Source organism: Streptomyces nanshensis (assembly GCF_001751255.1).
GTDB lineage: Bacteria > Actinomycetota > Actinomycetes > Streptomycetales > Streptomycetaceae > Streptomyces > Streptomyces nanshensis_A.
In genome coordinates this window covers 1-10982 of the sequence record NZ_LJGW01000242.1, presented here as the reverse complement: position 1 = coordinate 10982, position 10982 = coordinate 1, and the positions used below count along the sequence as shown (strand labels likewise).

The window sequence follows — 10982 nt, the reverse complement described above, 5'->3', positions numbered from 1 at the left end:
GGCCCCGGCGGGCGCAGAAGACGGGCCGCCGAGGCGGATTGCTCGACCCGGCGTACGCCGCGGGGTCAACTGCCGTACGCTGCGGGCGCGTTGTCGTGCCGTGGCGGGCCCGGCAGCGGACCGCGGGCGGGCGTTACGCGCACCGCCCGGAGGGCGCCCAGGGGGCCGCGGGCACCGGGCGATTGACCGCCATTCGTCCGGCATATGGGGAAAGTTGCCTGCTCAGGCTCTGTCCGAGTGTGCCAAAAAAGCTTCCGGCCAGGGGCAAACAGTGGCCGCCGCAGTACCGTCTGTCAGTGCACCGGGTTCAGGGGACCATCGGGATCGCTCGGGGAGCACGGGAGCTGCTCATGTTGACCACATGCCCGCACTGCGGCACAAGATCACCGGCTTCGGCGGACGCATGCGCGGGGTGCGACCGCGCCCTCTATCCGCTGACGGCACCTCCACCTCCGCCTCCTTTCAAGTTCCGCACCAGGACCAACTACGTACGTCTGGGGATCACCCTCGGCGTGGTCGCCCTTCTGGTGGGCGCCGGCACGTCCTCCGGCATGCTGATGAACCGGGACGACGACACCCGCAACAACCAGGCGGACAAAGAGGTTTCGCAGTACAAGATGGTCGACACGGGCGCCACGCCCGATGCGTCGCCGACCTCCGCCTCGCCCTCGCCGCAGACGAAGAAGAAAAAGAAGGCGGTGACGGCGTCCCCGTCGCCCACCCCGAGCAAGACGTCCACGAGCGCGCCGCCTGAGCCGGAGCCGACGGAGAAGCCGAAGCCGCCCGCCAGGACGCTGCCCGCGGGATTCCACACCGTGGTCGACGACCGGGGCTTCTCGCTCGCCGTGATGGAGGGCTGGCAGCGCCAGGAACTGAGCCCGACCCAGGTCGGCTTCGTCCCCCCGACCAACGACCAGTACCTCCACGTGAGCCAGGTGGAGAACGCGCCGCGGGCCTCCTTCATCAACTTCCTGGAGACCGAGCAGGCGCTGGCGGAGTCCGGCAACGGCTATCAGCGCATCCTGCTGGAGCACCGCACGTTCCAGGGACACCCGGCCGCGCGCTGGGAGTTCACCTACGTACCCGAGTCGGGCGACCCGATGCACGTGGTGGAGCAGGCGTACATCGACGACGCCGGGACCGAGTACAACCTGTACTTCGAGGCACCGCAGCGGCTCTGGGACGACCAGAAGGAGCTGGTCTTCAGCACGGCGCTGAACACCTTCAAGCAGCCTTAGAAGGAAGCGGCGGGACCAGCCCCTCGGAGGGGTCCGGGAGGGCGAGAGGGCCGGCGGGAGCCTCCGGGAAGTCCCGAGCGGTCAGGGGCAGTCGACCGTTCCCCCTGGTCGACTGCCCCTGACGTCTGCGGCCCGCCGGCGCCGCGCACCGCCCTACGTGCGCCGGAGGCGGCCCTGTGGAGTTGCTTCGGCTACTTCAGCGTGCCGCAGTTCGAGCCGCTGTTGAAGTACTCCTCCTCGGCGATGACGCCGCCCCACTCGATGCAGTGGCCGGCGCCCTCGTCCACGAAGACCGGGCCCGCGTAGGAGGTGAACTCGCCCTCCTCCACGACCGGTTCGGTCTCCTCGCCGTCGACGAGCACCCGCACGGACGCGGACATGTGGACCGGGTCCCCCGTCTTGTTGCGTACGGTCACCACGCAGTTCTTCCCGGTGGAGCGGTTGTAGGTCAGGAAGACGGTGCCCAGGTCGCCGATGCCGGCGGAGTTCACCACCGAATACCCGGAGCCGCAGGCCCCGTTGTAAGCGGCCTTGGGCGCGGCGCCCGAGGTGTGCGTCGCGGCCGACGCCGGGCCCGCGGTGGCGATCATCCCGGTCACGGCGATCGCTGCGGCGCTTGCGGCGGCCAGAACGGCGCGCTTGGAACGCATAACTGTTCCCCCAGTCATGGTCATGGTCGTGCTTCGGTCGATGGTCGGTCGATCGGGATCGGCGGTCTTGCCCGATCCACCAGAAGAGACCGGCGAACCCCGGCGGGGGTTGTACGCGTATCCGGCCCGGGGTGGTGCGCGGTCCGTCGTGCGGGGTGCCGCCGTGCGCCCCCGTGCCTCTGTTGCGCATCACTGACTGATGCGCCGGTCAGCTTCACAATGCGCGCTGACCTCTGTGTAGTAAGGATTCTCGTACCCGAGTGTTGTGCTTTGCTCAACGGTCTCGTACGGTGTTCCGCATGCAGCAGGATCCCGGGAGCCGCGTCGCCGACACCGTGGGCGACGTCTCCGTACGCGTACGGCAGGTGATCGGCGAAGCCGGTTGCAGCCAGCGGGAGTTCGCACGGCGGATCGTCATGGACCCCTCGAAGCTCTCCCGTTCGCTGGGCGGCAGCCGCCGCTTCACCGTCGCAGAACTGGCGCGCATCGCCGACGCGGGCGGTGTGGACGCGGGGTGGCTGCTGGGGTCCGGTACGGGGCGTTCCGTACGCGGCGGAGCGGGGACGGACGGCGCGGTGCCGACGGGCGCGGCACGTACCGCGGCGCCCGCGACGGCGTCCGCTGCGGCGTCGGCTCCGGCCTCCGGATCGCCCGGCGGCGGGCGGCCGTTGCAGATCGTCCGCGAGACGGTGCGCCTCATCGCCGAGCAGGGCTTCCACGCGGTGCGGGTCTCCGACATCGCCGAGGCCTGCGCGACGAGCACCGCCGCCATCCACTACCACTTCCCCGGCCGCGCCGAGCTGCTGGAGGCCGCCGTCCGCTGGTGCATGGACGAGGACACCGCGCGCCGCTCCGCGCACCTCGCCGAGGCGGCCGACGCCGCGGAGGAGCTGCGCCAGCTCGTCGAACTGCAGATCCCGCTGAGCGCACAGCAGCGCCGGCAGTGGCGGGTGTGGCTGGATCTGTGGGCGGAGGCCGCCCGTTCGACGGCCGTCGGCCGGCTCCACGTCGACTACTACCGGCAGTGGCGCACCACCGTCGCCGACGTCATCCGGCGCGGCGTCGACCAGGGCGTCTTCCGCGACGTCGATCCCGAGTCCGCCGCGCTGCGCCTGACGGCGCTCATCGACGGACTCGCCGCGCAGGTGCTCGCCACGTCCCCGGACCGCCCCGGCGGTACGGACGCCGAGGCCATGCGCGGCGCGCTCTTCGCCCATGTCGCCACCGAGCTGGCCGCCGAGCCCGCGGCCGTGCGTCCCTGAGCCCCCGTCCGTCCCCGTCGCCCGATACCGCCGAGTCCCGTCCGGTCCCGCACGTCCGGCCCCGATCACGTCCGGTCGCGGTCACGTCCTGTGAAGTCCCGTCCGGTCCCGACCAGTTCACGTCCGGCTCCGTCCGTCCCGGCATCCCGTCCACCACGTATCCCGTCCATCGCGTATCCCGTCCCGCCCGATGAGGGCACGTACGAGCGGAGGAAAGACCATGCCCATGAACAGCTCCGTCATCATCACCTGCGCGCTCACCGGCGCCGGCGACACCGTGGGCCGCAGCCCGCACGTCCCCGTCACGCCGGAGCAGATCGCCCGTTCCGCCGTCGAGGCCGCGGAGGCGGGCGCCGCCGTGGTGCACATCCACGTACGCGACCCGGAGACCGGCGTGGGCGCCCGCGACCCGCGCCTCTACCGCGAGGTGGTCGAGCGGATCAAGGAGACCGGGACCGACGTCGTCATCAACCTGACCGCGGGCATGGGCGGCGACCTGGTCATCGATCCGGAGGACCCGCTGACCCGTCTGCCGGGCACCGACCTCGTCGGCGGCGTCGAACGCCTCCCGCATGTCGAGGAGTTGCTGCCCGACATCTGCACCCTCGACTGCGGCTCGCTCAACTTCGGCGAGGGCAGCAACCTCTACATCTCCACGCCGGACATGCTGCGCAAGGGTGCCAAGCGCATCCAGGAGCTGGGCGTACGGCCGGAGTTGGAGATCTTCGACACCGGGCAGCTCTGGTTCGCCAAGCAACTCCTGGACGAGGGCCTCCTCGACGACCCGACGGTCTTCCAGCTCTGCATGGGCATTCCGTGGGGCGCGCCCGCCGAGCCGGGGGTGCTGAAGTCGATGGTCGACATCCTGCCCGCGGGCGCGCAGTGGGCGAGCTTCGCGCTCGGGCGGATGCAGATGCCGTGGGCCGCGCAGTCGATCCTGCTCGGCGGCAACGTACGGGTCGGGCTGGAGGACAACCTCTACCTCAGCAAGGGCGTCAAGGCGACGAACGCCCAACTCGTCGAGCGCGCCGTCCAGATCACCGAACTGCTCGGCGCGCAGGTGGCCACGCCCGACCAGGCGCGCGAGCGGCTCGGGCTGCGGCCCCGCGCCTGACCCGGAACCGGAGATCCGGGGTCCCAGATCCGGGATCCGGGACCCGGGATCCGCTCCCGGCCCGCGGGCCCCTCCGCGTACGCCTCCCGGCTCTTCCCTCTCCGCGTACCCCTCCCGGCACACCACCCGTACGAGCAGCGACCGTTAGGACACCGCCAGCATGACCGCCGAACACTCGCACGGCCCGCCCCCGGGCTCCGCCTCCGCGCCCCTGCCCCCCGCGGACGTACGCCGCGTCGCCTGCGTCGGGGCGGGCGTCATCGGCGGCGGCTGGGTCGCGCACTTCCTCGCACGCGGCTACGACGTCACCGCGTGGGACCCGGGCCCCGGCGCCGAGGAGAAGCTGCGCCGCCTCGTCGAGGCCGCGTGGCCCGCCCTGGAACAGCTCGGTCTCGCCGAGGGCGCCTCCACGGACCGGCTCACCGTGACGTCCACGCTCCAAGAGGCCGTCGCCGCGGCCGAGTTCGTCCAGGAGAGCGCACCGGAGAAGCTGGAGCTGAAGCGGTCGCTGCTCGCCGAGCTGGACGCCGCCGCGCCGCCCGGCGTCGTCATCGCCTCCTCCACGTCCGGCTATCCGATGACGGACATGCAGACGGAGGCGGCGGATCCCGGACGGCTGCTCGTCGGCCATCCGTTCAACCCGCCGTATCTCATCCCGCTCGTCGAGGTCGTCGGCGGCGAGACGACGCGGCCCGAGGCCGTCGAGTGGGCCTCGCGCTTCTACGAGACGGCGGGCAAGTCCGTCATCACCATGGACCGCGAGCTGCCCGGCTTCATCGCCAACCGCCTCCAGGAGGCGCTGTGGCGCGAGGCGCTGCACATGGTCGCCAACGGCGAGGCCACCGTGCGCGAGATCGACGACTCGATCACCGAAGGCCCGGGGCTGCGCTGGGCGTTCATGGGTCCGTGCCTGACGTTCGCGCTCGCCGGCGGCGAGGGCGGCATGGCCCACATGCTGGACCACTTCGGTCCGTCCCTGAAGTCGCCGTGGACGCGGCTGGAGGCGCCCGAACTCGACGCGCCGCTGCGTGACGCGATGGTCGAGGGCTGCGACGAGGCGGCGGCGGGTCGCACGATCGCCCAGCTCGTGGCCGAGCGCGACCAGGGCGTCATCGACGTACTGCGGGCGACGGGCCGGCTGCCGCGGAGCGGCTCCGCGGGGCAGACCCCGGGAGAACGCGGAGCGCAAGCAGCACAGGGAGACGAGTCGGGCGAGGGAGAGCGGCGGACATGAGCACGGAACAGAACACCGGGCAGAACGGCGGGCAGAACGGCGGGCAGAACACCGGGCGGGGCACGGGGCCGGGCACCGCCCGGATCTCCGACCACACGGAGACCGTCCGGCACGAGTGGATCGACTACAACGGCCATATGAACGAGGCGTTCTACGTGCTGATCTTCGGCCACGCCTCGGACGCCATGATGATCGAGACCGGCATGGACGAGCGCTACCGCGAGGAGACCGGCTGCTCGCTCTACACCGCGGAGGCCCATGTGCGCTATCGGCGCGAGGTCTCCGAGGGCGCCGAAGTGACCGTACGGACACGGGTGTTGGGCGTGGACGCGAAGAAGGTGCGGCTCGCGCTGGAGATGCGTACGGCGGAGGGGACTCCGCCCGTGGCCACCACCGAGCTGATCATGGTGCACGTCGACCAGCGGGCCGGCGGCTCCTCTCCCTTCCCCGACGCGGTACGCGAGCGCTTCGCCGCGGCGACGGAGAGCGTGCCGGAGTGGGCGGGCGGTGCGATCCGCCCGGTGCCCGGTTCGTGAGGTTTCTGGGCTCGCACGACGGGTGAGGCGACGGGGCGACTCCCGGGTGGGGCGGCGCTCTTGAGGCGGGCGGCGCCCCACCCGGCCNNNGGGCGGCGCCCCACCCGGCCCCCTCCACGGGTTCCGTCCCGCGCCCCGTCCACGGCACCGTCCGTATCGCGGGCAGCCCGTTGACGCCACCGCCCGCGCCCACAGAGAATGCGGTCATGATCCAGCGCTCCTGTACCGCCGCCCCCGGAGGCCACGACGTTCCGTGGCGCCGCGGGTGTGAGCGGTCCGGTCGATAGCGCACGGCAGCAGCGCGCCTCCGCGTAACTCCCCCACGCGTCACTTCCGTACTCCGGCGTTCCCGTCGGTACGCCGACGCGTCGGCTTCTCCTGCCTACCCCCCGACTTCGGAGGATCATCACCCATGACCGTCACGCCTGACGCTCCCGCTGCCGCCACCGCCCCGACCGTGCCCGCCGCACCCTCGACGGCCACCGCCCAGTCCACGGCCACCGCCGAAACCGCCGCCGTCGCACCGACCGCTCCCGTAGCGCCCGTCGCTCCCGCCGCCACCGCACCCGCCGTACCGACCGCCCCCGGTCTGCGCGAGGCCCGCGTCCCCGCCGACGGCATGTACGAGGGCCGCCGCACGCTGCGCCGGCTGCCCGAGGGCGTGGCGGAGCGCCCGTACGACCTCTTCGAACTCGTACCGCGGGGCCGGGTGATCGGCGCCGAGGTGCACGGCATCGACCTCTCGCGTCCGCTCACGCCCGAGCTGCGCGACGAGCTGAACCGCGCCCTGCTGGAGTGGAAGGTGCTCTTCTTCCGCGGCCAGGGCCTCACGTCCGCGCAGCAGCGCGACTTCGCCGCGAACTGGGGCGAGTTGGAGACCAACCCGCTGCTGGCGCGCGGCTCGTCCGCCGACGTCGTCCGCTTCGAGAAGGGCGGCAACGCGACGCCCACCTTCGAGAACGTCTGGCACGCGGACGTCACCTTCCGCGAACGTCCCGCCCTCGGCGCCGTACTCCAGCTCCACGAGGTGCCGGCGGTCGGCGGCGACACCATGTGGGCGGACATGGCAGCCGCGTACGACAACCTGCCGGACGCGGTGAAGGCGCGCATCGACGGCGCGTGGGCCGTCCACGACTTCATCCCCGGCTTCGGGCGCTTCTACGGGCCGGAGAAGCTGATCCCGCTCCAGGAGGAGTTCCCGCCCGTCGAACACCCGGTGGTGCGCACCCACCCGGAGACCGGCCGCCGGATGCTCTTCGTCAACACCTCGTTCACCACGCACATCGTGGGCATGGACCGGGACGAGAGCGACCGTCTGCTGAGCTACCTCGTACGTCAGGCCCATGTGCCGGAGTACCAGGTGCGCTTCACCTGGCAGCCCGGCGACATCGCCTTCTGGGACAACCGCGCCACGCAGCACTACGCCATCGACGACTACGCGCCGCAGCGCCGCGTCGCGGAGCGCGTGGCGATCGCGGGCGACCGCCCGTACTGACCCTCCGCCCTCCGTACCGACCGCCCGAGCCGTACGGGCGGTACGGGCGGTACGGGCGGTACGGACCGTACGGAGCGATATGAGCGGCACACGCCGCCGGCGGCGCCACCGCGCGGTCCAAGCCGAAATCGGCCGCGCGGGGCGCCGCACCGCTCACACTGTGAGATTCTTGGCCCCTTCATGAAGTCACGTGCTTGGGGGGGCACTTGAGCGGGGGCAGACTCTTACCGCCGGAGGACGAGGACAGCCTCGGCGAGCCGGACCGGGCGGACCAGGCGGACCGGGCCGAGCAGGCGGAGCGCAAGCGCCACCACCGCACGCTGTACGCCTACTATCTGGCGGCCCATCTGCTCGGATTCGGCGCCGCCGTACTGGCGCTGCACCAGGGCCACAGCGGCTGGGGCCTCACCCCCGCCCTCGTCGCCCTCTTCCCGCTGGCCCACGCCGGCGGAGTCGCCCGGCGGGAGGACCGCCGCGCGGCCACCGGCCAACTGCGCGTCTTCCTCGCGGCGTTGCTCACCGCGCTCGTGGCGTCCCTCGCCTTCTGGCTGGTGCTCTCGGCCCTGGACGCGGACGTCACACGGGACGCGAAGCTCACCGACGCCGACGGCCTCGGCACCGGCGCCACCGCCCACCTCCGGGTGGACGCCGGGCCCGGCGTCCACGACGAGCTGGCCCTCACCGTCACCGTGACCGACGACGACGGCGGTCAGGCACCGTGCGTCGCCCGTGGCGCGCTGGCCTTCGCCGGCGCCGACCTCGCGCGCGGCGTGACCGGGGAGACGGTCGGCGAGGAGGTCTCGGTGACCCTGCCGCTCAAGGATCCCGGGCCGAGCGTGTCCGCCGACGTCCTGCTGACCACGGACCGCGGCTGCCGGCTGTCGCTCCGGCTGGACGAGGCCGTCTACCGGTAATCACAAGGAGAACTCCATGCGCCTCAACTCCCGTCGGAGACTTCGCAGATCGGCCCTGTGCGTGGCGGCCCTCGCCCTGGCACTCCCGGCGACGGCCTGCGACAGCCAGGGCGACGGCGACGACTCCGGCAAGCAGTCGTCGTCCCCGTCGCCGTCCGAGGAGTCGATCTTCGACAGCTCCGTGAGCGTCGGCGTCAAGAAGGGGCAGCCGGGGTTCAACACCAAGAGCGGCTACGACTACGCGGGGTTCGAGACGGCGCTGGTGCAGCGGCTGTCCGACTACACCCCGTTCAAGGACTACGACCTGGGCGATCTGCCCTCGCTCCAGCGCGAGAAGATCCTCCGCGGCGGCGGCAAGGACCTGGTCGTCGCCACGTACAGCATCACGCCGCGGCGCGACAAGGAAGTCGACTTCACCGTCCCGTACTTCAAGTCCGACCAGGGCCTGCTGGTCGCCAAGGACGAGGACCGCATCAAGAGGCTCCAGGACCTCAAGGGCAAGCGGGTCTGCACGGCGAGCGGTTCGACGTCCGACCCCGGCGGCGCCGACGACGACAAGGCGGCGAAGGAGGTGCGCCAGGCGCTGGGCGAGGGCGTGGAGCCGCTCACCCGCGACGACTACAAGCAGTGCGTGCAGGACCTGATCAAGGGGGGCAACTTCGACGCGGTCTGGACGGACAAGATCGTGCTGGAGGGCTTCGCCCACGCCAAGCCGTACGCCGACCACGTCAGGGTGCTGCCGGACATCACAGTCGGCAAGCGCCAGTACTACGGCGTCGGACTGCGCGAAGGGCACTCCGAGGACTGCCGCAAGCTGAACCGCGCGCTGAAGGAGTTCCTCGACAAGGACTGGCCGACGACCTTCCGCAGCTACTTCCCCGAACTCGCCGAGAAGCAGGACTTCGTGCAGACGTACAGGCCCTCGCCCGGCGAGTACGCGGATCTGGAACGGGACTCCTGCGGCGCGAACGACGACTGAGCGCCGGGCGCCGGCCGGAGCCTCTGCGGCACCGCACCCGGCCGCGGCATATCGTCCCGGGCGCACCACGCACCGCGTACGCCGCACGCGCACACCCCCGTGACCACCGGCGGCCTACAACGTTGTCTCATACGTGCGCAGTTACGACGCGCCCCCTTCCCGGGATACTGACGCGTCAGTACGTTCCCCCCGACGAGCCCCAGCATTTCGAATCGTTGGGAGACCCCCCATGCAGATGCCCGTCCGACGAAGAATCGCTCGCAGCGCAGGAGTCCGAGGCAAGGCGGTCACCGCAGTGATGGCGGTGGCCGCCTTGTGTGTCTCGGGCGGCGCCGCCGCACCCGCGGCGGCCGCGGCGCCGGGCGACGGACACGCCTCCTCCTCCCACGGCGCGGCGGCGGCGAAGGCCGCCCAGCCCGGAGACGTCGTCAGCGCCGAACCGACCGACTTCCAGGTCTTCCCCGGTGTCTCACTGCCCACCCACGCCTGGAAGATCCAGTACAACTCGACGTCCGCGGACGGTACGTCCGACACCGTCTCCGGCACCGTGCTCGTGCCCAAGGACGACCGTGAGGGCCCCCGTCCGCTGCTGACCTACGCGGTGGGCACCGTCGGCATCGGCGACCAGTGCGCGCCGTCCGCCAACTTCCCCGTCGGCAAGACCAAGGAGGCCCCGCTGATCGAGGGGGCGCTGCTGCGCGGCTGGGCCGTGGCCGTCACCGACTACGAGGGACTGGGCACGCCCGGCACGCACACCTACACCGTCGGCCGCGCCGCCGGCACCGCCGTACTGGACGCCGCACGCGCCGCCCAGCGGATCCCCGAGGCGCAGGAGAAGGGCGTCACGCAGGACTCGCCCGTCGGCATCATGGGCTACTCCCAGGGGGGCCAGGCCAGCGGCTGGGCCGCCGAACTCGCCGGTTCGTACGCTCCGGAGCTGAAGGTCAAGGGGACGGCGAGCGGCGGCGTCCCGGCCGATCTGCCGAAGGTCGCCGACTACAACGACGGCGACGACGAGGCGGGTCTGGTCCTGATGTCGGCCATCGGCCACGACGCGGCCTACCCCGCCCTCGGTCTGGACAACTACCTCAACGACGAGGGCAGGCGCATCACCAAGATCATGAAGGAGGGCTGCCTCGCCGAGGCTCAGGAGGCCGGCGCCGGCAAGTCCGTCGAGGACGTCACCACGACCGACCCCAACGACCAGCCGGACTGGCAGCAGCGCCTCGCCGAGGACAAGCTCGGCACCAAGGCGCCCAGCGCGCCGGTGTACCTCTACCACGGCGAGGCAGACGAGATCATTCCGTACGACGTCGGCAAGCAGCTCCGCGCCGACTGGTGCGCGAAGGGCGACACCGTGGAGTGGACGAGCTTCCCGCTCGCCCAGCACGCGACCACGGCGGTCCTCGCCTCGATCCCCGCGATGAACTGGCTCGGCGACCGCTTCAAGGACGAGCCGACGCAGGGCGACTGCGCGGGCTGACCGCTTCCGGGTCTCCCGAGCCCGGGTCTCCCCGGGCGTCAGGGCCCCGTCGAGACCGGCCGCACACGGCCGGTCTC

Annotated in this window: 10 protein-coding genes; 9 read left to right on the top strand and 1 reads right to left on the bottom strand. The window is 71.8% G+C overall.

All coding sequences use genetic code 11. From position 1 onward, the window contains the following. Positions 1 to 350 precede the first annotated feature (350 nt). Positions 351 to 1238: a hypothetical protein gene (locus AN218_RS14155; RefSeq protein ID WP_141747576.1), complete on the top strand. Its 888-nt coding sequence runs from the start codon at positions 351 to 353 to the stop codon at positions 1236 to 1238. Positions 1239 to 1429: 191 nt separating this feature from the next. Here AN218_RS14155 and AN218_RS14150 read toward each other — a convergent pair whose 3' ends face one another. Further along, positions 1430 to 1888, bottom strand: coding sequence for a hypothetical protein (locus AN218_RS14150; RefSeq protein ID WP_070017200.1), 459 nt, complete (start codon positions 1886 to 1888; stop codon positions 1430 to 1432). Between the two features lie 299 nt (positions 1889 to 2187). Between AN218_RS14150 and AN218_RS14145 the strand changes: the two genes are divergently transcribed. The 8 genes from AN218_RS14145 (at position 2188) to AN218_RS14110 (ending at position 10905) form a co-directional block, all read left to right on the top strand. Further along, the gene (locus AN218_RS14145) at positions 2188 to 3150 is read left to right on the top strand and encodes a TetR/AcrR family transcriptional regulator (protein ID WP_070017198.1); all 963 of its coding nucleotides are present in this window, start codon (positions 2188 to 2190) and stop codon (positions 3148 to 3150) included. 226 nt (positions 3151 to 3376) lie between these two features. Beyond that, positions 3377 to 4264: a beta-keto acid cleavage family enzyme gene (locus AN218_RS14140; protein ID WP_070017206.1), complete on the top strand. Its 888-nt coding sequence runs from the start codon at positions 3377 to 3379 to the stop codon at positions 4262 to 4264. Positions 4265 to 4424: 160 nt separating this feature from the next. Continuing rightward, positions 4425 to 5498, top strand: a complete 1074-nt coding sequence (locus AN218_RS14135) for a 3-hydroxyacyl-CoA dehydrogenase NAD-binding domain-containing protein (RefSeq protein WP_079132162.1) — start codon at positions 4425 to 4427, stop codon at positions 5496 to 5498. Further along, a complete protein-coding gene (locus AN218_RS14130) occupies positions 5495 to 6034 on the top strand; it encodes a thioesterase family protein (RefSeq protein ID WP_079132161.1) in 540 nt (179 codons plus the stop codon). The genes AN218_RS14135 and AN218_RS14130 overlap by 4 nt, the downstream gene beginning before the upstream one ends. A gap of 619 nt (positions 6035 to 6653) precedes the next feature. Further along, a complete protein-coding gene (locus AN218_RS14125) occupies positions 6654 to 7529 on the top strand; it encodes a TauD/TfdA dioxygenase family protein (RefSeq protein WP_079132163.1) in 876 nt (291 codons plus the stop codon). Positions 7530 to 7735: 206 nt separating this feature from the next. Further along, positions 7736 to 8443 carry a hypothetical protein gene (locus AN218_RS14120; protein WP_070017196.1) on the top strand — a complete coding sequence of 236 codons (708 nt, stop codon included), beginning with the start codon at positions 7736 to 7738 and terminating at the stop codon, positions 8441 to 8443. Positions 8444 to 8459: 16 nt separating this feature from the next. Continuing rightward, the gene (locus AN218_RS14115) at positions 8460 to 9422 is read left to right on the top strand and encodes a transporter substrate-binding domain-containing protein (RefSeq protein WP_079132160.1); all 963 of its coding nucleotides are present in this window, start codon (positions 8460 to 8462) and stop codon (positions 9420 to 9422) included. 298 nt (positions 9423 to 9720) lie between these two features. After that, complete coding sequence (locus AN218_RS14110) at positions 9721 to 10905, top strand: lipase family protein (protein ID WP_244900456.1); 1185 nt, start codon at positions 9721 to 9723, stop codon at positions 10903 to 10905. The last annotated feature ends 77 nt before the right edge of the window (positions 10906 to 10982 follow it).